The sequence below is a fragment of the Calothrix sp. NIES-2098 genome (assembly GCF_963875125.1).
Classification (GTDB): Bacteria; Cyanobacteriota; Cyanobacteriia; order Cyanobacteriales; family Nostocaceae; genus Aulosira.
Window position 1 is genome coordinate 6,647,349 of record NZ_CAWNKJ010000001.1, and the last position, 23,155, is coordinate 6,670,503.

The 23,155-nt window shown below is 41.5% G+C and carries 20 protein-coding genes; 12 read left to right on the plus strand and 8 right to left on the minus strand.

Going from position 1 to position 23,155, the window contains the following annotated elements:
- Positions 1–80: 80 nt before the first annotated feature.
- The 3 genes from AACU33_RS27800 to folB all read right to left on the minus strand — a co-directional run bounded on the left by AACU33_RS27800 (position 81) and on the right by folB (position 3,461).
- Entirely contained in the window at positions 81–617 is a 537-nt protein-coding gene (locus AACU33_RS27800) for a maltose acetyltransferase domain-containing protein (protein ID WP_096595415.1), read from the minus strand.
- A 236-nt stretch (positions 618–853) separates the two neighbouring features.
- Positions 854–2,134, minus strand: coding sequence for a GGDEF domain-containing response regulator (locus AACU33_RS27805; RefSeq protein ID WP_096592878.1), 1,281 nt, complete (start codon positions 2,132–2,134; stop codon positions 854–856).
- 958 nt (positions 2,135–3,092) lie between these two features.
- Positions 3,093–3,461, minus strand: a complete 369-nt coding sequence (folB, locus tag AACU33_RS27810) for a dihydroneopterin aldolase (protein WP_096592880.1) — start codon at positions 3,459–3,461, stop codon at positions 3,093–3,095.
- A gap of 124 nt (positions 3,462–3,585) precedes the next feature.
- Between folB and menD the strand changes: the two genes are divergently transcribed.
- A complete protein-coding gene (gene menD, locus AACU33_RS27815) occupies positions 3,586–5,358 on the plus strand; it encodes a 2-succinyl-5-enolpyruvyl-6-hydroxy-3-cyclohexene-1-carboxylic-acid synthase (RefSeq protein WP_339376330.1) in 1,773 nt (590 codons plus the stop codon).
- 10 nt (positions 5,359–5,368) lie between these two features.
- On the opposite strand, the gene AACU33_RS27820 is transcribed toward menD, so the two are convergent.
- From AACU33_RS27820 to AACU33_RS27830, 3 genes are all read right to left on the minus strand, one after another.
- On the minus strand, positions 5,369–5,641 hold the full coding sequence (locus tag AACU33_RS27820; RefSeq protein WP_096592886.1) for a DUF2513 domain-containing protein: 273 nt from the start codon (positions 5,639–5,641) through the stop codon (positions 5,369–5,371).
- A gap of 115 nt (positions 5,642–5,756) precedes the next feature.
- Positions 5,757–6,425, minus strand: a complete 669-nt coding sequence (locus tag AACU33_RS27825) for a YaaW family protein (RefSeq protein WP_096592889.1) — start codon at positions 6,423–6,425, stop codon at positions 5,757–5,759.
- A gap of 167 nt (positions 6,426–6,592) precedes the next feature.
- Positions 6,593–7,420 (minus strand): DUF2887 domain-containing protein, encoded by an 828-nt coding sequence (locus AACU33_RS27830; RefSeq protein WP_096592892.1) that lies wholly within the window; start codon positions 7,418–7,420, stop codon positions 6,593–6,595.
- Positions 7,421–7,560: 140 nt separating this feature from the next.
- On the opposite strand from AACU33_RS27830, the gene menB reads away from it, so the two are divergent.
- Positions 7,561–8,394, plus strand: a complete 834-nt coding sequence (gene menB / locus AACU33_RS27835) for a 1,4-dihydroxy-2-naphthoyl-CoA synthase (protein ID WP_096592894.1) — start codon at positions 7,561–7,563, stop codon at positions 8,392–8,394.
- Positions 8,395–8,586: 192 nt separating this feature from the next.
- Here the strand turns inward: menB and AACU33_RS27840 are convergent, their stop codons facing one another.
- Together AACU33_RS27840 and AACU33_RS27845 are read right to left on the minus strand one after the other, a co-directional pair.
- Positions 8,587–8,901, minus strand: a complete 315-nt coding sequence (locus tag AACU33_RS27840) for a hypothetical protein (RefSeq protein WP_096592897.1) — start codon at positions 8,899–8,901, stop codon at positions 8,587–8,589.
- Between the two features lie 926 nt (positions 8,902–9,827).
- Complete coding sequence (locus AACU33_RS27845; protein ID WP_096592899.1) at positions 9,828–10,373, minus strand: DUF721 domain-containing protein; 546 nt, start codon at positions 10,371–10,373, stop codon at positions 9,828–9,830.
- Between the two features lie 200 nt (positions 10,374–10,573).
- On the opposite strand from AACU33_RS27845, the gene AACU33_RS27850 reads away from it, so the two are divergent.
- From AACU33_RS27850 to AACU33_RS27895, 10 genes are all read left to right on the plus strand, one after another.
- On the plus strand, positions 10,574–11,842 hold the full coding sequence (locus AACU33_RS27850; RefSeq protein WP_096592902.1) for a hypothetical protein: 1,269 nt from the start codon (positions 10,574–10,576) through the stop codon (positions 11,840–11,842).
- A 419-nt stretch (positions 11,843–12,261) separates the two neighbouring features.
- Positions 12,262–12,975, plus strand: coding sequence for a PspA/IM30 family protein (locus AACU33_RS27855; protein ID WP_096592905.1), 714 nt, complete (start codon positions 12,262–12,264; stop codon positions 12,973–12,975).
- Positions 12,976–13,135: 160 nt separating this feature from the next.
- Positions 13,136–13,915, plus strand: a complete 780-nt coding sequence (locus AACU33_RS27860; protein WP_086835478.1) for a PspA/IM30 family protein — start codon at positions 13,136–13,138, stop codon at positions 13,913–13,915.
- A gap of 200 nt (positions 13,916–14,115) precedes the next feature.
- On the plus strand, positions 14,116–14,451 hold the full coding sequence (locus AACU33_RS27865; RefSeq protein ID WP_096592907.1) for a thioredoxin family protein: 336 nt from the start codon (positions 14,116–14,118) through the stop codon (positions 14,449–14,451).
- A 111-nt stretch (positions 14,452–14,562) separates the two neighbouring features.
- On the plus strand, positions 14,563–15,744 hold the full coding sequence (locus AACU33_RS27870) for an LL-diaminopimelate aminotransferase (RefSeq protein ID WP_096592909.1): 1,182 nt from the start codon (positions 14,563–14,565) through the stop codon (positions 15,742–15,744).
- 458 nt (positions 15,745–16,202) lie between these two features.
- Positions 16,203–16,616 (plus strand): response regulator, encoded by a 414-nt coding sequence (locus AACU33_RS27875; RefSeq protein ID WP_096592912.1) that lies wholly within the window; start codon positions 16,203–16,205, stop codon positions 16,614–16,616.
- Positions 16,617–16,964: 348 nt separating this feature from the next.
- Complete coding sequence (gene uvrC / locus AACU33_RS27880) at positions 16,965–18,833, plus strand: excinuclease ABC subunit UvrC (protein ID WP_096592915.1); 1,869 nt, start codon at positions 16,965–16,967, stop codon at positions 18,831–18,833.
- Between the two features lie 343 nt (positions 18,834–19,176).
- The gene (locus AACU33_RS27885; RefSeq protein ID WP_096592917.1) at positions 19,177–20,145 is read left to right on the plus strand and encodes a hypothetical protein; all 969 of its coding nucleotides are present in this window, start codon (positions 19,177–19,179) and stop codon (positions 20,143–20,145) included.
- Positions 20,142–21,059: an AAA family ATPase gene (locus tag AACU33_RS27890; protein ID WP_445291768.1), complete on the plus strand. Its 918-nt coding sequence runs from the start codon at positions 20,142–20,144 to the stop codon at positions 21,057–21,059. Before AACU33_RS27885 ends, AACU33_RS27890 begins: the two co-directional genes overlap by 4 nt.
- Entirely contained in the window at positions 21,046–22,521 is a 1,476-nt protein-coding gene (locus AACU33_RS27895) for a hypothetical protein (RefSeq protein WP_096592923.1), read from the plus strand. Before AACU33_RS27890 ends, AACU33_RS27895 begins: the two co-directional genes overlap by 14 nt.
- Positions 22,522–23,155 lie beyond the last annotated feature (634 nt).

Genomic DNA, 23,155 nt, shown 5'->3' on the forward strand with positions numbered 1-23,155 from the left:
ATTAAGCAGAGTCAACGGTTTTCTATGCAAGAGTTATTTCTGCAAACTGCATTATTTAATTAAATTCTGCTAAGAGAATTCTAAGATAGATGCCGAATAATGCGGCAGGGATTGCCCACAGCAACCACATTTGCAGGTATATCTTTGACTACTACACTACCAGCACCAATAGTAGTATTGTCACCAATTGTTACTCCCAGACAAATAATTACACTGCCACCAATCCAGACATTATTCCCAATTTTAACTGGGGTAGCAAGTTCCCTGCCAGACAATCGAATTTCCGGTTCTATAGGATGGTAGGCAGTGTATATCTGCACATAAGGAGCGCACAACACATTTTCACCAATATGAACTGTATTGCAATCTAAAATCACGCAGCCATAGTTCATATAAAATCTATCGCCAGCATAAATATTACTGCCATAGTCACAGTGAAAAGGCGGCACAATCGATGCTTTTTGACCTATCTTTCCAAACAATTCTTGCAAAATTTGTCGTCGCTGCTCTTGCTGTTCTTCCGTTGTAGCGTTGTACATTCGCAATAGACGACAAGCTCGCTTATTTTCACCAACTAATTCTGGATCTTCTGCAAAGTATAACTCGCCTGCCAGCATTTTTTGTTTTTCTGTTTTTCCGAGCACAGAATTCTGAGCCTCGCTTGAATAGGATTTATAGCAGAGGAAAAATTCCAAATATTGTGAGATTTTGCTGCTTATTATGATACATAAGCTGGCTTGACAATCAAGCTAAGTGACTCAGAGGTAGATTTCTAATGCCAATGCTTTCCTAGCGAGAATTCAATCGAGAGTTAACTGGTGGTTGAGTAACGATCTGGAAAATGTAGGTTTAATCAAAATACACCATAACGAGCTTTTCCTTGACGCTTCGCACGATACATAGCAATATCAGCATCCCTCAGCAGGTTTTGTGGCTCTTCATAACCACCGCTACTCAAAGCAATTCCGATGCTAGCAGTGGGAGTTATTTGATGTCCGTGAAGGTTAAGTGGCACGCTTAAAGACTCTTGAATGCGTTTAGCTACATTGGTAGCGTCTGTCACGTCCTTAATATCTTCCAAGAGTACGGCAAACTCATCACCACCAAATCGAGCCACAGTATCACCACTGCGTAAACATGATTCTAACCGACGAGCGATCGCTACTAAAAAATCATCTCCGATTGAGTGTCCAAAGCGATCGTTAATTCCTTTAAAACCATCTAAATCTAAGAATAAAACTGCAAAATTATAATCATTCCGGCGTTTGCTACGTTCAATTGTTTGCCTAAGACGATCGAGAAACAAAACTCGATTAGGTAACGCTGTTAGTGCATCATGACAGGCATTGCGTAGCAGTTGTGCCTCGGTTTGTTTGCGTTTACTAATATCTTGAAGAACTAAAACCGCACCATTGACGTTACCATCTAGATCCCGAATCGGTGCTACAGAATCACCAATAGGTACTTTTTTACCGTCCTTAGCCAGCAGAGTACAGTTATCTGGTAGATTTAAAATCTCACCTGCTTGTATTGCCTGGTTGGCTAAATTGTCTATTACTTCATCCATATCTTTGTCAATTAAAGTTACAACTTCTGCCAAATCTTTACCATACGCTTCATCTTGTCTCCAACCTGTCAGCGCTTCTGCAACTGGATTCATCATTTGGATACTACCGTTAGCATATGTTACTACGACTGCACAGCCCATGCTGTTAATAATTGCTGTCAGTCTTTGTTTTTCTTCCTCGTACTTTTTGCTCATTTGGTGCTTGAAAAGAGCCATTTCAACGGCGAAATGTAAGTCTTTTTCAGCACATGGTTTGAAAATATAGCTAAAAGGCTCACTTAGTCGCCTTTTATTTAACTGAATATCTTCCGAATACTCCGTTAAATATAAAACGGGTATTTGGAAATGGTTTTGAATGATATCCACAATTTCAATACCATTGATTTCCCCGGCTAAACAGATATCAATTAATACTAAATGTGGATTTGTCTCTGCTATCTTTTTGATAGCTTCTTCACCAGAAGTAGTAATTTCTATAACAAAATATCCTAGCTTCTGCAAACTATTTCTTATATCTAAAGCTAGGATCTTTTCATCCTCAACAACTAGGATTTTGTGGGCGAACATGTTAGACTAATCTGTTGGCTAAGGTTCAGATTTTGTTTTCAGTCTCGACTCACTCTGAAAAGCAATAATCCTATAATAATCAATCTATAATCTACCTGTGTAGTTGCTAGCTAAAATAATAACTAAGTTTTTAATTAACATATTATTCGATTGCTGATACAGTTGATATCCAGTTAATAACGCAAGTAACTCTTTTGAAATGTAAATTGCCCTACAGTTAGTAAAAACCAAAGATATATTTTGGCAATTTGGCAATCTTCAATCCTAAAATTACGACTATTTGCGGGATTTACGTAAGGCTGAAAGGAATTTAAATTATGAAGCAAATAACTGAAGAAATGTCATTATAGAAGTAATTTGAAATTAATCCAAGCGGTTACTCGCAATCTAGAAGCTTAATTTCAACTTAAGTTTTTTTTTGATAAACTTTTTAGCGATTAGTTTAATGTTATTAATATAATCCACTGACAAGAAAATCCTAGAATCTACTTTATTACAAGTATCATAAAACACATAAAAACTAGCGATTTATTGCAAAGCGAATGATGAATCGCTTATCTAAAATTGGATATAAAAAATTTGTTAGATGTATTAAATATTTTTTTGGTAACTTATGGATTGAGAACTGTTAAGGCAGAGAAAGAGGGAAAAATATAATCCCTTTTAAATAAAATGCAAGGTTAAGTTTTGTATATCGATCGACATGATGGCACAATGAGCAATCAAAAAGAGGAATAGGTGCGAATATTTTGCGGTACTTTTGCAAATACTTTGTTAGGAAAAGCGGGATCTATCGAGGGAGAGTAGGTAAAGTAAAGGTGACGCAGTAAACTTTAACTTTCTACCCCCAGAGTTTGTTAGTCTTCGCGTCACCGCAGCATTTATATCTTTCTATTTAAGCTGAATACCCTAAAGGCGTTGAGTATGAGATTTAGAAATTAAGCGGTACTAGCGTGCTTTACAAATCAATCTTAGCTCGCGTCAATTCAATGCTAATTTTGCCGCCAAAGTCTGGAATAGGTGCGGCGGGTTTGCTGAGAATGACTTGGATTTGGGAAACGCGATCGCATTGTTGGAGAATAGAATCTGCAATTGTACCAGCTAACTTCTCTACTAAAGCAAACTTGGATGTCTTCACGAGATTTTGCACCAAGCTAATCACACTACGGTAATCTATCGTGTCTGCGATCGCATCAGTTTTGGCAGACTGAGAAAGATCGAGCCACAATCTTACATCGACCTCAAACCATTGTCCTAGAACCTGTTCTTCTGGTAAGAACCCCGTGTAGCCATAGGCGCGAATTCCCGTTAAATGAATGCAGTCCATAACACTAGCCTAGTGAATTTTGCATTTTGGATTTTAACTGGATTTGCTACCTCACCTTCACTGTGTTGACGTTGCAGTATAGGCTTAAGTAGTTGACGATAAATTTATAGCTCTGTTTGCTGGAATGCCGATCGCCTACAGTAATGTTAATCAACTTTGGGCTTATATCTTGACGGAAACGCTAAAGCGCCTAGGGTTGAGTTGCGCTGTCATTTGTCCGGGTTCTCGTTCTACACCTCTAACAGTGGCCTTTGCCCAGCAAACGCCCGATATTGAAGCAATTTCAATTCTTGATGAACGTTCCGCCGCTTTTTTTGCTTTAGGACAAGCAAAGGCTAGCGGTCGTCCTGTAGTACTTGTTTGCACATCTGGTACAGCTGGCGCAAACTTTTATCCAGCGGTTATTGAAGCTAGAGAAAGTCGCGTACCTCTATTGGTGTTAACTGCCGATAGACCACCAGAATTAAGAGATTGTCATTCTGGGCAAACGATAGATCAGTTGAAATTATATGGCACTTACCCAAACTGGCAAACAGAATTAGCTTTACCCTCCCCAGATATGGAGATGCTAGCTTATCTGCGACAAACAATAATCCACGCCTGGGAAAAATCGCAAACCCCTACCAAAGGGCCAGTACATCTAAATCTTCCCTTGCGTGACCCTCTAGCACCCATCCCCGATGGAACTGATTTCAGCTATTTGGAATCGCAGTTTCACCCAGAAGAATTTTTTGCAGCAGTTACAAACTCTATCCCATTCCCCATTCCCCATTCCCCATTCTCCATTCCTCCAGAATGGCAACAATGCGATCGCGGAATTATTATCGCTGGTGTTGCTCAACCACAACAACCCCAGGAGTATTGTAGAGCGATCGCGCAACTTTCCCAAACTTTGAAATGGCCTGTCCTAGCCGAAGGACTCTCCCCAGTCAGAAATTACGCCGACCTCAACCCCTATTTAATTTCTACCTACGATCAGATTTTGCGAAATCCCCAACTCGCAAAACAGCTAGCACCTGAAATGGTAATTCAAGTAGGAGAAATGCCCACCAGTAAAGAACTGCGTACTTGGATTACTAATACACAACCGCGACGTTGGGTAATCGACCCTAGCGACCAAAACCTCGATCCTTTGCATGGGAGGACGATTCATTTGCGGATGAGTATTGAAGATTTGGGGACAGGGGAAGGGGACAAGGGGAAAAAATCTTCCTCATCTCTCCCTGATTACTTGCAACTGTGGTGTACAGCAGAAACGCAAGTTAGGGAAGCTGTTGACCAAGCCTTGGGGACAATGGAAGAGTTATTTGAAGGTAAAGCCGCTTGGTTACTTTCACAAAATTTACCACCAGGAACACCGTTATTTATCGCCAACAGTATGCCCGTGCGGGATGTAGAATTTTTCTGGAAACCGAATAATTTAGGAGTGCGATCGCATTTTAACCGAGGTGCAAATGGCATTGATGGCACATTATCCACAGCTTTAGGAATTGCCCATCGCCATCAAAGTAGTGTAATGTTAACCGGAGATTTAGCTTTATTGCATGACACCAACGGTTTTTTAATCCGCAATATATTTGTTGGACATCTGACAATTTTGTTAATTAACAACAATGGTGGCGGTATTTTTGAAATGCTACCCATTGCCAAATTCGACCCCCCATTTGAAGAGTTTTTTGGCACACCCCAGGATATTGATTTTGCCCAATTGTGCGCCACTTATGGTGTAGAGTATGAATTAATTACTTCTTGGCAGCAGTTACAACAAAAATTAAACCCGCTTCCAACTCAGGGGATTCGGGTTTTAGAATTGCAAACAAATCGTAAAAATGATGCCAAGTGGCGACAGGATAATTTGAAAAATTTTGCAGCAGATATTGCAATAATAATTCCGTAGATTTATTATATTAGCCTTCATTATCTTGACTTTGATATTTCAGATGCTCTAGGTAATCATGTCCCTGCCAAGTTAGTCGAATTTGATTTTCAGGTTGTTGGTATTTGATAGATATCAGTCCAGCTTCCTCCATAATTGTGAGATGATAGTCTACAAAATTTTGGTTGTATTCTTCGTCTAGTTCAAGATAAGGATATTTAACTGGGTTATATAAAAGACCTTCTGTTTCAGCACTTTCAATAAGTGATAGTATAGTTTCCACTAATTTCAAGTCACGCTTCATACTAATTTAGTGTGATTAATAAAACTAAATTTGACTTTATGACCAGCTAGAGTATGTAGGCTGTTTTCTACTACTATAGCGCAGCCCGTGTTTCAGCAAATATTTCTGAAAACAATTAAGCAAAACCACCATCCAATCTTGCTCTTAGAGCGCAAATAAAAAGAATAGCTGGAATAACTCTTTTATAACTAGGTTCTGTCAATTGCCATATTGAGAATAATCCTGCACCTATCCAGCCAACTGGCCCAATAATGATAGCTATTGCACTTGACATTGTTGTATAAACCACAAAGGGTAAAGTAACCCCTATTACTCCAGTAAGTGTACCCAAGGTTGTTGAAGCTAGTAAGTAAATACTAAAACCAGACAATTTAGCGCTTGTTAAAGCAAGAAAAATACTAGTACTTCCTAATAATTCTGTCCCTTTATCAAATTGTGATGCTGTTTTTCGTAACTGCTGTTCCATTTCTCGCTTCTGTTCTGGTGTCATTTTCTCCAACATTGTTACCATTACCTTCTGTGCGATTTTGACCTCCATTTCGCTAGCAGGTTCATATTTTTCACATTTGATTTTTAACTTCTTAGCAGCCCGCCTAACTATTTTTTGATAGCTTGGATGATCATCAAATATTTCATTAAATACATAACTGACAGTATCTTGACTCTTCTCACATAGCCGATCAACGATAGAATTGGCTGTTGGTTGTGATGCCTTAAGAATATCTGCCAATGCTTTCCTTTCCTCAAATGAGGCACGATTCAGTAAATATTTAAGGTCATCCATATTTTTAAACCCTCTGAGAAAACCAATCCTTGCTAATAGTCTTCCCAGAAGTATTGTTTCTGTATCAAGATGGATTTAGCAAAGCTTACACTAGGGATAGACTTTACTCAACTAAAAATCGCTACATAGCCAACTCTTGCGTTCTTCTTTGCGCCTTGGCGTGATATTTACCCTCTTGCTTGACCTTGTAACCACCCTTCCAAATCAGCAAGAGTAGAAAAATCCAACAACTCCTCACCTAAAGCTTCCAACTGTTCCAGCGATAAAGCCTGAATCTGAGTCTGAAGTTCATCATTAAGCTCACCGAATCGTCGTTTTAATTGTCTAAGAATAAGCGATCGCACTTCTGATTCTTTCGCTTCCCGAATAGCCCGTGGTTCTTCCCCCAAATTCACTCCCAACATCGCTTCAATCTCCTCTCGACTCAGGCTAGAAAACTTGTAAACCAAAATTGTCGTCACTAAATCAATTATCGCTTGCTCCGACTGTTGCCGTGCCTGCTCTAACAAATACCGTCCTGCTTCCACTGTTTCTGTTTCAGAGGTGATATTTGTCAGCAACATTAACCCTATTGGCAAAGGTTGTTGTCGTAAATCCCCCAACTCATCCAAATAGATCTGCCGGACTTGACCACTTTCCAACAAAGCACGGTGAATTGTGGAATTCGTAGGTTCAAGACTGCGAGAAGGAAAAATTATTACCCCAAACCAGTCATCGTAACGGATGGAGTGGCGGTAGAGAAACAAAAACAACTCGCTAAAAAAGCGGTGATACAAGTCTTCGTCTCTTTGAAACTGCACCTCAGCAAAGAAGACTACTTTGGAAGGAGAATTGGCGGGAGGTAAAAATACTCCATCAATCCGGAACGCCGTTTCTTTCACCTCAACCGATTCAAACTGATAGCCAGCTGCATCTGGCGGTGGTGAGTCTACCAATTCAAACAATAATCCCGGAAATTGCTTGAACAATTTGTAAAAGATGGAGTCGCGGCGCATTTTTCTACAGCAAGTCAATTACCAGCCCTGATTGTAAAGGCTAGAGAGACTAATTTTAGCGTAGGCGTAGCCCACCGCAGGTATCGCTTGTCCCTGCGTCCGCGATAAAATTCTCAAGCACAATCGCGCACTTCATTCTCATGCAAATTAACTGGCAAACTGCCAAAACCTACGAAGATATTTTGTATCAAAAAACGGATGGTATTGCGAAAATTACCATCAATCGTCCTCATAAACGCAATGCTTTCCGCCCCAAAACTATATTTGAACTATACGATGCTTTTTGTGATGCCCGCGAGGATACGACAATTGGAGTAGTTTTATTTACGGGAGCAGGCCCGCACACTGATGGTAAATATGCTTTTTGTGCTGGTGGCGATCAAAGTGTTCGGGGACACGCGGGTTATGTGGATGATGCTGGTATTCCCCGCTTAAACGTACTGGACTTACAACGCCTGATTCGTTCCATGCCAAAAGTAGTTATTGCCTTGGTAGCAGGATATGCGATCGGTGGTGGACACGTCTTACACTTAATTTGTGACCTGACAATTGCTGCCGATAACGCCATTTTTGGGCAGACTGGCCCCAAAGTTGGGAGTTTTGATGGTGGCTTTGGCGCTAGCTACCTCGCCCGTGTTGTGGGACAAAAAAAAGCGCGAGAAATTTGGTTTCTCTGTCGTCAATATAATGCCCAACAAGCCCTAGACATGGGTTTAGTTAATACTGTTGTGCCAGTGGAACAATTAGAAGCCGAAGGTATTCAATGGGCACAAGAAATTTTAGAAAAAAGCCCGATCGCAATTCGTTGTCTCAAAGCAGCATTCAACGCTGATTGTGATGGACAAGCTGGTTTACAAGAACTAGCTGGAAATGCCACCCTACTGTATTACATGACAGAAGAAGGTTCTGAAGGTAAACAAGCCTTTTTAGAAAAGCGCCCACCAAATTTTCGCGACTTTCCTTGGCTACCTTAGAAATGCAAAAATCGCACCTTAAATATAAGGCGCGATTTTTCTTGAACTTAATTTTGACAGCACCAGAAATGTTAAAGGCAAATTTTAATTTGAAGCAAATACAAACTCATACCAAGTTTGTCTAACTATAAGTCTTAGCAATTCTACATTTAAAATCCAAAATTGGTATTAGTCGGGGAATAATATGAATGACTAAATTAGTACTGTCTCAATTTTTGCCTGTTCAGCAGCACGGGTAGGAGTTTCTTCAATGGGAACAAGATTAGTAGTTTCTAAATCTGAAGCTAAGGTTGCAGAAGCAACTAGCACTGGTGTTGCATCTGGCAGACTCCAAGCACCTTCTAAAGTTTCCCAAGAAGGAGCAAAAGGTGGAAGTGCTAAAGAGCAAGCTTTCCAACTTCCTTGAACTGGTGCGCCTAATTGTTGGCACATTCCACCACGGCGACCCTCTGGGTTGTAATGACGACAATATTTACAGGCAGATGTCAAAAATTTATTAGGTTTCATTTGGGTTCATCTTTTAGTGCTGTTGAGGGCGAATTTATCTGTTTATATTTTGCTTCTAGATATAAATACGTAGTAAAGCCAAAAGGCATTATTATGTCTAGGTTTTAGCGATCCCAATGAAAAAATTAACTTTATTATGTTTTTAGAATCTTGTTATATATTTAAATGTTCGCTAGAGTGTGTACATGATAAATTTTGACTAAAAACCATTGGGGATCAACGCTAAAGACAAAATTTTAGATTCGGTGAGTTTTTCCAACTCATCCTTAAGGCATATGTTTTAAGGTAGATAAGCCCTTTTGTTTATCATGCCTATGGCATATTCCCAACGGAAACTGTCTAGCTAATACAAAACTAGAATTATTTAAGAAAGCAGCCGCACCTTACTTCAGCATCAATTCTGGGCATTAGAATCAACAAGAAGTTTTGCTAACCATGCTACGTGTTTTAACAAATGCCTTTCAGATGACATGACAAAAACAGTCATAGCACCCTGGCTATGGCACTTTTATAGGCATTAAGTGCTTCAACAAAACGTACTATAGTAATTTAGCAATCATCTCAAAAGACATTTATGAAATCAAAATAAAATTCTGGGGTATGTGCCATAGTAATTTTGGATTGAATATTTTGTTGTCATGTTGAGCTACTTGTTGGCATAGTTTCCTTTTGCCGCAAGAGCGCTAAATAGCATGTGCAATGAAAAGTCTCTAGTAAAAAACTGAGCTAGTAATCTTAAACAATATTATTTATCCCAATTTCGGATACAAATAAACACATATATATGAATAAAAATTAAGATATATAAAACAAATAAAGTGTCCAAGCGGGAAGAGAGGACAGCCTAAGGAAGCAGGTAGTAGGGAGTGAGGGTAATTTTCTTCACACTTCCCACACTCTCTCCTCTTTGCCCCATGCCCCTAATTTCATAACTGCTTGGCTGCACAAAAAGAACATACCAGCCATCGCTGTAGTTCGCCAGGTGGGGTGGGACATTGACACTGGGGACAAAGGGGTAAACCCTGCGATCGCGCTTGCATTACCTCAGCCCAATGCCCAAAAGCAGTATTTGGATTAGTCGCGTGAGATTTTGCCTCACTAGGAGAGTGATTCGCAGTATCTAGATAACTGGGATGTTCGCATGGCAAAACTGCGATTTGTGGGTTTCTGACTTCTGGAGAGGATTGCCATCCCGCAGTTGAAAAGCGGATATCTATTAGAGGTGTTGGCAGTTTCTCATTCAACTTCACAAGTAGAGTCTGACGCCCAAAAGTTAGGTTTTGCGCCCAAGCCGCGCTGGAAGTAGCTACTCGTAAAACATCACGTTGAATCGATAATGGTCGAGTATGCTTGGCAACTACTACTCCGACAACTTCTGCCCAAAATTGTAGTAAGCGTTGAAAAGGTTGTTCTTGCCATTGAGCCTGCTTTTCCAGAACACCTAAAATATCATTAACTGATTTAAACGACATAACACAAGGGATGGGATTTTACACGTGATCGAGAAAAATTCATTCAAGATGCTAAATAGAAACGCTATATTTAGCAAACGCAGCTATTTCAAACGTTTCTGCCTGTAAGTGGGATACTGTTAACACTCCCGCAAGCAGTAGTCAGTCAAAATTAATAACTATAATATGTCCGGCTTTGTATCAGCTTTATGGAGCAGGCAATGAGTCAAAACCCTCGAATCGATTCTGGCATTCAATCGTCTCATAAGACACCAGGTTTAAAACCAGTATTAAGTGCCGCATTATCAAGTTTAGAAGTACAGCTAGATCAAGAGTTAGCTAGATACCGACGCACGCGTAGCAGCGCCAGGATTGCCAACCCACCCCGTGTAGTTAGTTATGTTGGCAGTTCACCGCAAGCGATCGCAGCTGCAATTCTAGAACAATCTCAATCAGCAGAAATCAACCCCAGCATATCACCTGCTAGCATATCCAATACTCCTCAGATAGAAGCATCAACGAATACAACAGAGTTTGAGGTCGAGGATATCGATAATCTCCTGCTATCTCCCACTCCAGAGATTACCCAAACACTAACTCCAGCATCACCCTCAGAAAATCCTGCTAGCAGCATAATACCTACAGCACAGGTTCATCAGGACGAAAATCTCTTAGAGGCAGATGAAACCCCTACCCAGCCTGATGACTACTTAGAATCTAGTGAAGCACTGCTGCGGAGTGCCACAGATGAACAACCACAAACGAAAAAGCCCAGCAGTTCTAACGATGGTATCTTATCACCATTGGGAATTGGTTCTATGCTACTGCTATTAGTGGCAAGTTTGACTCTAGGCTATGTGGCGTTCAATCCTAAAGGTTTGACACAGTTGAATTTCAGTAAATTATTTAGTTCTAAATCATCTAGCCCTACAGAAAATACTACAGGAGTTGTTGCCAATTCCCAACCGCAGCCTGAGCCAATACTCACGCCTATACCCAAGTATCCCAATCTGGCAGCTAAAGAATTTCCCGAAGTTAAAGATCCTAATGATGTTGTTGGCTTACAACCTAAAGCCCAAGCAAGCCCCGTAGCATTGCCCAACACCATCCCCGCACAACCAGTTGCTCCCCTCGTTAAAGCCCCCATAGAATTATCTCCCCCACAACCTGTTAATCCGATCGCAGTAGCACCATCTCCAACATTACAACCCTTATCTCCCAGCAATTTACCTGTAGAGCCTAAATCACCAACCATCACCCCAACTGACCTGGCAAAACTAAAACCGTCAGCAGATGGTTTTTATCATATAGTCATCGATAATCAAAATGAGCGCTCTTTCGCCTCGGCACGGCAAGTAGTTCCTGACGCTTATTTATCAACCGATAACAAGTTGATTTTCCTGGGTGCTTTGAAAACTCAAAAGGAAGTCCAAAAACAGCTGCAACTACTACAGAAAAACGGAATTCAAGCCAGAGTGCAGCAGCCTTAAAGAGGCAGAGGGGCAGGGCGCAGGTGAGTCCACTTGCCGTCAAGCCCTTCGGGCATCCTTCGGCGGGCGGTTCCCGTTACGTAGACGCGAAGCGGTGAAGCAGTGCGTTGGGGAGACACTGCGTTGCGCGGGTTCCCCGCGTTGAAGCAAGTGTCGTCGGGTTTCCCGACTTGAAGCAACTGCTGAACCCGAAGGGCTTCCCGCAGGGTTGGCAAAGTGGCGTTAGCGCAGCGTAAAGCCTTCGGCATAGCTTCGCTTAGAGCGACAAAGGAGCGTCACCCGTTCGACGAAGTCGTTCCCGTTCCCTCGAAGAGGGTTCCCGCAGGGTAGGGGTGTAGGGGAGAAAGAAAGACCTCTCCTCTGCTACCTGCCCCTCATCTCCCTAGTAATGATTGGCAAACAGTGAATGGAGAGCCGACATGGAAGTGATGAAGCGTATCCTACGAGTGTTTCGGGCTAACCTTAATAGTTTGCTCGGCAGTGCGGAAGATCCAGAAAAGATTTTGGAACAAACCGTTTTGGAGATGCAGGAAAATTTAATGCAACTACGACGGGGGGTAGCACAAGCGATCGCGATCCAAAAACGTACCGAACGCCAAGCAAGGGCTGCTGAGTCTACAGCCGAAGAATGGTATCGCCGCGCCCAACTAGCACTGCAACAAGGTAACGAAACGCTAGCACGGGAAGCACTCACCAAACGTCGAGTTTACCAAGAAACGGCTAAAGCTCTTTCTAACCAAAAGTCAGAGCAAACCGATTTGGTTGAGAAACTCAAGCAGGATATGCGCACCCTGGAGTTAAAAATTTCGGAGGCGAAAACTAAAAAAGATCTCTATATTGCCCGCGCCCGTTCGGCGGAAGCATCTGCTAGACTCCAGGAAATGCTCAGTGGAGTTTCTTCTACTAGCACCTTAAATGTCTTTGAGCGCATGGAAGAAAAAGTCTTGCAGATAGAGGCTCAATCAGAAGCCATAGCTCAACTGGGTGGTGATGACTTGCAAAAAAAATTTGCTGCTTTGGAATCTACAAATGATATTGATGCCGAACTAGCAACGATGAAACATCAAGTTTTAGATGAGCCAAATAACACACAACTAGAACAACAGTTACCTAAAAGTCAAGACCCTGAATGATTGGGCAATTACCGAAGCGGGAGTATATCTTAACAATTAAGGGGTGTTGGGGGGTACTGTTCCAGGCCGGAAAGATTACATTGGAATAAGTAGTTATTAAACAGTAAAAAGCTTAACTGTCCAACAAATTGCGTAAACAACACAAGGAAAAAACAAACTTATGGGATTATTCGATCGTATTAAGCGAGTAGTCAGTGCTAACCTCAATGACCTGGTAAATAAAGCTGAAGACCCCGAAAAAATGCTGGAACAAGCCATCCTGGAGATGCAGGAAGACTTAGTACAGCTGCGTCAGGGTGTTGCTCAAGCGATCGCTGCTCAAAAACGCACTGAGAAGCAGTACAATGATGCCCAAAACGAAATCAATAAGTGGCAGCGTAATGCTCAACTAGCTCTGCAAAAAGGTGATGAAAACCTAGCACGGCAAGCCCTAGAACGTAAAAAGACTTACACTGACACTAGCACTGCCCTCAAAACTAGCCTCGATCAGCAAAACGTTCAAGTTGACACCCTCAAGCGCAACTTAATTCAGCTAGAAAGCAAGATTTCTGAGGCCAAAACCAAGAAAGAAATGCTCAAAGCGCGGATTACCACTGCGAAAGCCCAAGAGCAACTGCAAGGTATGGTGCGGGGGATGAATACCAGCAGTGCTATGTCGGCTTTTGAGCGCATGGAAGAAAAAGTTTTGATGCAAGAAGCGCGCGCGCAGTCAGCAGCAGAGTTAGCAGGTGCAGATCTAGAAAGCCAATTTGCAGCTTTGGAATCTGGTAGCGATGTTGATGATGAATTGGCAGCTTTGAAAGCTCAAATGACCCTAGGCCCTGCTAGTTCGCCCAATCAACCCCAATTACCACCGCAGCAACAAACCACATCTCCTAAATCTAATGAAGTGGTAGATGCTGAGTTGGATTCCTTACGCAAGCAATTGGATCAAATGTAACTTTGTTAGATAAATTCTTACAGCTAGTCCCACAACTAAACGTTGTGGGATTTTGCTTCCTTAGTTCTGAGCCAGGGGACAAGGAGGACAAGGAAGAAATAACTATTGCCCAATGACCAATGACCAATGACTCAGCACTCAGATTGGGATAGAGTATTTTGTGTGCCAACTTTGATCGATGCCACCTGATGGAGACTGCAATGAGTAAAGGTGTAATCACCATAACTGATGCTGAGTTTGAAACCGAAGTTTTGACAGCCGATCTGCCAGTATTGGTTTACTTTTGGGCTTCCTGGTGTGGGCCTTGTCAACTCATGTCACCACTGATAAATTTTGCTGCCAATACGTACAGCGATCGCCTCAAAGTCGTTAAAATAGAAATTGACCCCAACCCACTCACGGTTAAGCAATACCAAGTGGAAGGCGTACCTGCCCTCAGGCTAATAAAAGGTCAGGAACTATTGGTATCCTCTGAGGGAGTTATTGGTAAAGACAAATTACTCAGCCTGTTAGAGACACATTTAAATAGCAATTAGTTAATAGTCTAAAGTCCGAAGTCGCTAGCTAATAGTCCAAATTCCCAAGATTTTTGACTATTGACTAGTGACTATTGAAAGTTGACTATTGACGATTAACTATTGATGATTATGGAATTTGCAAAGCGTTTACAACCACTGCAATCTAATGTATTTGCAGATATGGATAGAGCCAAAGCGGCTGCTTTGGCTGCTGGTAAACAGATAATTGACCTGTCTTTGGGGTCTTCGGATTTGCCAGCTGAAGCTCATGTAATTGAAGCGATCGCTCAGTCTCTTTACGACCCCAGTACCCACGGTTATTTACTGTTTCACGGTACTCTCGGCTTTCGTCAAGCTGCTGCTAATTGGTACGAAAAAAAATTTGGTATTAAAGTCGATCCAGAAACAGAAGTACTACCGCTAATTGGTTCCCAAGAAGGTACAGCGCATTTACCCCTAGCAATAATCAACCCTGGAGATTTTGCTTTGTTGCTCGATCCTGGCTATCCTTCTCATACTGGAGGAGTTTACTTAGCTAGCGGTCAAATCTATCCAATGGCGCTGCGGGCGGAAAATAATTTTTTACCTGTATTTAGCGATATTCCTGCGCCTGTCTTGGCGCAGTCGCGGATGATGGTCTTAAGTTACCCTCATAACCCGACAGCAGCGATCGCGCCTTTAGCTTTCTTTCAAGAAGCTGTAGCCTTCTGTCAGCAACATAATATCGTTCTAGTTCACGATTTCCCCTATGTAGATTTGGTATTTGCTGAGAGTCGGGGCGATCGCCAATCCCTAGTTCCTTCAATTTTGCAAGCTGACCCCGATAAAAGTATCTCTATAGAATTTTTCACCCTTTCCAAGTCCTACAATATGGGTGGCTTCCGCATTGGTTATGCCATTGGTAATGCTGAATTAATTCGAGCGCTACGTCAGGTAAAAGCGGCTGTGGATTTTAATCAGTATCGGGGAATTTTAAATGGGGCGATCGCGGCCTTGAGCGGCCCCCAAACAGGCGTGGAAAAAGCTGTTGCTACCTTCCGCCAACGTCGCGATACATTTATTACTGCTTTACACCGCATTGGTTGGCACGTTCCCACTCCCAAAGCCACAATGTATATCTGGGCGCAGTTACCCCCTGCTTGGAGCCAGAATTCTAGAGAATTTTGTACTCAGCTAGTAGAAAAGACCGGAGTAGCGGCTTCCCCTGGTGCTGGTTTTGGCAAATCTGGTGAAGGATATGTTCGCTTTGCCTTAGTACACGAACCACCTATTTTAGAAACTGCTGTTGAGAGAATTGCTGAATTTCTTTAGGAGCATATTTCCTAAACTAATGCATTTGAACTATGCGAACACCAGCTGCGAACATCGGTAAACCCACGAGATAGCGTTGGTGTACGCAGTTCATGATGGCTATTTCAGATGAATGGGGATAATTAAAAAATACGACAGATATATTTACAAAATCCCAGCATACAAGCAATGCTTCATCTAAAATAGTATGGGGACAAGGCAAGAATATTGGAAAATTAGCCAATTATTTAATACCACAAACTCATAAAAAATTAGCTAAAGAAAATATTAACTTTTTCGTTAAGCCCGATTTTAGGGATAATATTATGAAGCATCAGTAAACAGCAGCTACACTTTATTTATTAAAGTTTAACCTGCGTTGCATTTAGCAAATTTGCTATTTTTCTAAGTTCGGCTAGGGAGTTTTGGTTGAGTTTTGGACAATAATTTTTGAATTTTATATCAGATTATAGCTAACAATGACAGCACAATTACTCTCTATAAATCAGCGATTAAAGTCGCAACAAAATAGACGAATTTTGCTAATTGAGGATAATGATGTTAATCGAATGTTGCTGAGTGACTATCTCAGTTACTGTGGATTCAACGTTCAAAGTCTATCGGTAGGCTCTGCTTTATTCTCAATAGTGGAGAAATTCCAACCAGAGCTAATATTACTAGACTTAAAATTACCGGACATTGATGGTTATTCATTGCTAGAAAAAATCAAGCATCACCAAGTATTATCAAAAATACCAATTATCGTAGTTTCAGCATTTGCTTTCAGAGACGATCAAGAGCGAGCGATGAGTTTAGGGGCTTGTCGCTACTTTGTAAAACCTGTGAATCTCAAAGAGCTGATCTTAACAATTGAAGAAAAACTTGCTTCTTGATAAAGAATATTTGCAAGCTGAGTATAAAACATAAAGATATCGAGATTCACTAATATGCAATAACTGATGTTAGTTAGAATTTCAGTTATATCCCTGATGAGAAATCTCATAACTTTGACTGTTGGCTATGGCCTATTCCCTAAAGTTTAGGCAGTCAGTCGGTCAAAGTTAAAATTTTTACGATTAAAAGACGATACCAGATAGTAGATAAGTAAATTTACTATCTGTTAAATTCTGTCGTGATTTTGCGACAGACTAAACAAGCAATTTCAGGAATCAACTCGGATTACCATATATTTTCTTTAAAATAGAAATTAGGTGGATTTGTAAATTTACCTAACTTGAGTCGTGACAAAATCTGTTCAAACACTGGTTAAAGATACCGAACGCTTGGAAAGCCGTCTAGCTGAAATTCCGCCGGAACCAGGTGTTTATTTTATGCGGGATGTGAGCGATCGCATTATCTATATAGGTAAATCGCGGAAGTTGCGATCGCGGGTGCGTTCCTATTTCCGCGACGGGTACAACAAAAGCGAACGTATTGCCACAATGGTAAAGCAGGTGGCAGAAATTGAATTTATTGTCACCGATACTGAAGCAGAAGCCTTGGCGCTGGAAGCTAATTTGATCAAGCAGCACCAGCCATATTTTAATGTGCTGCTGAAGGATGACAAGAAATATCCCTATGTTTGCATCACTTGGTCAGAAGACTATCCCCGGATTTTTATCACCCGCAAACGCCAACTAGGGAAGGAAAAGGATAAGTTTTACGGGCCATATACAGATGCAGGTCTATTGCGCGAGATATTACGCATATCGAAGCGGATTTTTGCGCTGCGTCAACGACCGCAACCACTGTTTAAAGACCGTCCTTGTTTAAATTATGATTTGGGGCGCTGTCCGGGCGTGTGTCAACAGCTAATTACACCGGAAGAATACCGTAAAACCGTGCAAAAGGTGGCGATGGTATTTCAAGGTCGCACTCAAGAACTGATTGATATTTTGACGCAGCAGATGGAGAAATCTGCCGAAGCGTTGAATTTTGAGTCAGCCGCACGGATTCGCGACCAAATAGCTGGGTTAAAATCGCTCACAGCACAGCAAAAAGTATCCTTACCAGATGATACAGTGTCGCGGGATGCGATCGCCTTAGCCGCAGACGAACAACTTGCTTACATTCAATTATTTCAAATTCGTGCTGGGCAATTGGTCGGACGCTTGGCATTTGTAGCGGATGCGCACGCTGAACCAGGAGCTATTTTACAACGAGTTTTAGAAGAACACTACCAAACTGCTGACTCAGTGGAAATTCCCATCGAAATTTTGGTACAGCATGAGTTACCAGAAGCGGAAATATTGGCAGATGTTTTAACTCAGCGTAAAGGTAGAAAAGTGACGATTCTAGCTCCGCAACGCCAAACTAAGGCAGAATTAATTGAGATGGTAGAGCGCAATGCCCAGTATGAATTGCAAAGAATGCAAAAATTGGGCGATCGCAACCAACAAGCAATGCAAGATTTAGCTGCAATTGTTGATTTACCAGACTTACCCCACCGCATCGAAGGTTACGATATTTCCCACATTCAGGGGTCGAATGCAGTTGCTTCTCAAGTAGTATTTATCGATGGCTTACCCGCCAAACAGTACTATCGCCACTACAAAATTAAAAATCCTACGGTTACAGCCGGACATTCAGATGATTTCGCCAGTCTTGCGGAAGTGATTCAGCGTCGGTTTCGCAAGTATATCGAAGATCCGCAATTGCAGCGATCGGGTAATCCCGACTGGCCGGATTTAGTGATGATTGATGGTGGTAAAGGACAGTTATCATCGGTTGTCGCCATTTTACAAGAAATGAACTTATTAGAAGACTTGCGAGTAGTCAGTTTGGCGAAGCGACGAGAAGAGATTTTTTTACCGGGAGAATCTCTACCTTTAGAAACCGATGCAGAACAACCAGGAGTGCAGTTATTGCGAAGATTGCGCGATGAAGCCCATCGCTTTGCTGTAAGTTTCCATCGCCAACAACGCAGCGATAAATTAAAGCGATCGCGTTTAGATGAAATTCCTGGCTTAGGACACCATCGCCAAAAGCTGCTTTTAGGACATTTTCGCTCTGTTGATTATATTCGCCAAGCTACACCCGCACAACTAGCTGAAGTTCCCAGCATTGGGCCGCGTTTGGCTCAAGAAATCTACAATTATTTTCATCCTTAAAAAGGATACTAAGTTGATACTAAGTTGGAATTCGGGATAATCGTTAGTTAGCAAAAACTACTTCAAAAAACTCAAAAAATATTATCGATCCAATTTGGTATCATACTAATTTTCTAGACAACTCGATTTAATATTTATTAATACTTGATGCCAAAAAACTTGTAAAAGAATACACTCTAATTCATAATTCAGTCTAACTAGCTTTACCTTTTTAATTACATCCACAGGTTTTTAACAGCAAAGTTCTAAAAACCTGTTTTAGTTTGGGATTTATACAAGTTAAATAACTACTGTAACAATTTATAAACACAAACTAGTCACTCGCTCCTATGTCAAGATTGACATGAACCAACAAGATGAACTGCAAAAATTGCTCGATTTGATAGATGAAAAAATATTGTTCTTACGCCAGAAAAAAATAACAGAGGCTAGCCCTTTAATACTTTTTCAGCTAGATAAAGAGATTCAAGAAGCCGAAGCCGAAAGAGAAAATTTAGCCAGAACAAATAATAGTCATGAATTATATAATGTATTGTTGAGATTGAATTACCAAGATCAACTATTCTCCTTTGCACAATTTCTCAAAACAGAGTCCATAGGAGCTTTCCTGATACAAGGTTTGCCAGATTATGGACAACGTTGGTTATTGAATCGATTAGTCAAGCAGTATCTCAGCTACGGTGGTAAAAAACCCAAAGAAATACCAATTGAACTTCGGCGCATAAGCCGTAAAAATGATATTAATACTCTCTGGCGGGAATTAGGTGGTTGGTTGGGTCTGCCATTGCCACAAAAATCCCTGCCAAACATACTGGAAAAAGCATATCAGTTTTGGAAAACTCAGCATCTAATCATCGTTTTCCATGATATAGACTTTATGCCAGAATCTTATTTACCTGAATTACTCAATAATTTTTGGTTGCCATTGGCAAACAGAGCATTAGAAAATTTATCGCCAGTAAATAATTTCAAGTTACTAATGTTTTTGGTAGATTATCAAGGCGATGTGGGCACTGAAGATACCATTTTTGTAGAAAAAATCGAGCCGACATGGCAACCCAAAAAACCTATCAAACTGCCGCAGATAAATCCATTTTGCGATCGCATTTTGACTGATTGGATTCGGACGCTTGAAACCGATTTTGAGCTATGTAACCTTGAAGTCACTAATAAAATTACTAATATGCAAGATCCTGTTAAGGAAATTCTGGAGGAAAGCGAGAATGGCATTCCTGAAGAAGCACTAGAAGCAATTTGTGGAATCTGCGGTTGTGAGTGGTATACAGAAAAAGATAAATGGTTAACACTATGAATAATCGCCAATTTGAATATACAGGCAAGGCGCAGCCCCAGCCAGGAGAACGAGATTGGAAGGGACAAATTTTGTATCCCTATTTACCAAATGAAGAATTGGTAGAGGCTGTTAACCTAGCTATTTACTTGGAACGACCTCTGCTGCTTAAGGGAGAACCGGGATGTGGTAAGACAAGATTAGCTCGTGCGGTAGCTTACGAACTCGGTCTACCCTTTGAAGCCTGGTACATCAAGTCTACTAGTAAAGCCAAGGATGGTCTTTACATATATGATGCTGTCAGCCGCTTACGGGATGCACAACTCGTTGCCGCAGGCCGCACAATTAAAGATGAAGAGATTCCACGCATTAGTAATCCCGCTAATTATGTGCAATGGGGCCCCGTAGGACGGGCTTTCCTCAACAACCAGCGGACAGTAGTGTTGATTGACGAAATTGATAAAGCAGACATTGACTTTCCCAATGATTTGCTATTGGAACTAGATGAGCAACGGTTTATTGTTGAGGAAACGGGACAAGAAATTCAAGCAAAAACACCGCCAATAGTATTTATTACTAGCAATGATGAGAAAGACTTACCGGATGCGTTCTTACGGCGATGTTTGTTTTACTACATTGAGTTTCCCAATAGCCACCAGTTAGTAGACATTCTCAAAGCTCATTTTTCGGAAGCACCAGCGGCTTTAGTAAATAAGTCTATCAACCGCTTTCAGGAATTGCGCGAGCAAATGAAAGGAGAAGCTGGCAAACAAGTGAGCACCAGTGAATTAATTGACTGGTTTCGGGTTCTGCAACGCTATCCCCAGGATGAGGTTTTGCAAAAACTGGATGGTAAGCTGCCATATATGAGCGTCTTGCTGAAAAGTTGGGACGATCATATGCGTTATCTGAGACAAATCCGTGGAAGCGAATGAATTACCTCTGCTCGATCTGTTCAACCAATTGCGCGAAGCAGGCTTACCACTTGGCATTAATGAATATCAGTTATTGCTGAAAGCTTTACAGGCTGGCTTTGGTATTACTGACCAGAATGCCTTAAAACGCTTGTGTCAGACTTTGTGGATCAAATCACCTGAGGAAATGCATTTGTTTAACTATCACTTTCAAAAAGTGATGGCCAATGCAAATATTCCCATACCTTCGCAAACACCAACTATTCCTAGCTCAGAAGATAGCCAGCAAGTTACAGGCGATCGCAAGCAGCGCCAAATTGCTCAAATGTCTCGCTACGCAGTACTAGGGATTTTAGAGGTGGGAATCATTCTCGGAATCACATCCACTGTCAAAGAGGAGAAAGATGCTTCAGATGGAACAATTAACCCGACTCCAACACCAACAGTCAATGTAGGCGGAAACCCAATAGATCCGATTGTTTCGAGCTTACTATTCATCGTCGTAGTTCTGAGTGCTGGATATGGATTTTTGAGATGGTTAACGAAACTGAATCCCCAAAATCGGTCTAGTAGCGCTGCAACATCATTGCCAAAATCCATTAAAGACAAGAATCCTTCCACGACATCTCCATCATTGACACAACAGATGAAAGATGAATTGCTAGTAGCCACTCGTCCTGATTCCGTACCAGAACAAATTCCCAGCCAAACTACTCCAGCTGAACTTTTACCATTGACACAAAATTTGCCAGATGAAGTGCATATAGCGCAACTAGTGCAACAAGCTACAAGCATTGATAACGAGATGCGTAGCGATCGCTTTATGCTAGCCACTGACTACTTACCAGTGACACATCGGCAAATGAAACAAAGCTGGCGCTACTTGCGGCGTCGAGTTCGTGAAGGATCTCCTACAGAGTTAGATATAGAAGCTACAATCAACCAGATTGGACGCCAAAGATTTTTTCTAGAGCTTGTGTTCCAGCCGCGCTATGTTAACAAAAGCGAAGTGCTGTTACTCATAGATCGGGATGGCTCTATGGTGCCTTTTCATATGCTATCCCAGCGACTCAAAGAAACTGCCTTACAGGGTGGACGTTTGGGCAGTGCTGAAATCTACTATTTCCATAATTGTCCTGTGGAATATCTCTACCACGATCCATCTCATTTAGAAGCTAAATTAATCAATGAGATTATTGGCAATCTTCCATCGGCGCAAACAGGAGTATTGATTTTTAGCGATGCAGGTTCGGCGCGTGGAGGTTTTAATCCAGAAAGAATAGAATTGACGATTCAATTTTTAAATCAGCTAAAGCGAAAAGTTCGTTATATCGCTTGGCTTAATCCCGTACCGAAAGCGCGGTGGTCTGGGACAACGGCGGGAAAAATTGCCGATTATGTACCGATGTTTGAAATCAGCCGCAGAGGTTTACAGAATACAATTGATGTGTTAAGAGGACGCTTTAAATATTCAAAGGGATAATGCCGCAGTATGAGCAGTTCGGAGGCATCAATTTCCGAAAGAAAAGAAAAAAAAGCCAAAAAACTGATTAAATCTTTTGAAAACCGTTTTGGCAAAGCACATTTATACCTAGCCTATCACGCTGCTTTTCCCTTAGCACTTACGCCCGATCTGCTATACCGCTTATGGGCTAATTTTCAAAGAGATGTACGCGGTAAACTGCTCAACATTCCTTGGATTGCTGTGTCAGATCTGTTGCTTTCTGGCTTATGCGATCGCGTTGGCTATGAATTATATGAAATAGATTTAGCAGTCAAAAATCTGCTGCTGGCTCAATTAAAGGTAGATGAAAGATTTGGGCAACAGCGGATTCAAGATTTGTCTGATTTCTTGCTGGACTATATTCAACAGCAACTTCATAGTGACGATCCTGATATTCGTGAATTTGCTCGCGTTCAAAGCTGGCAAGCTTTAGCATATCAAAAACCTACACAAACATTTCGCGAACTGGCGTTAGTCCTCTCTGGCACAAATTTAGAGGATCGAGTCGAGGTCATCCGTTTAGCATCGTTGGTAGACACATTTGCCGAACCTCTAGGAGAGTTTGCAGATTTTCAACGGTTGCAAAATTATGCCCGTGGAAGAGCAAAGCTGG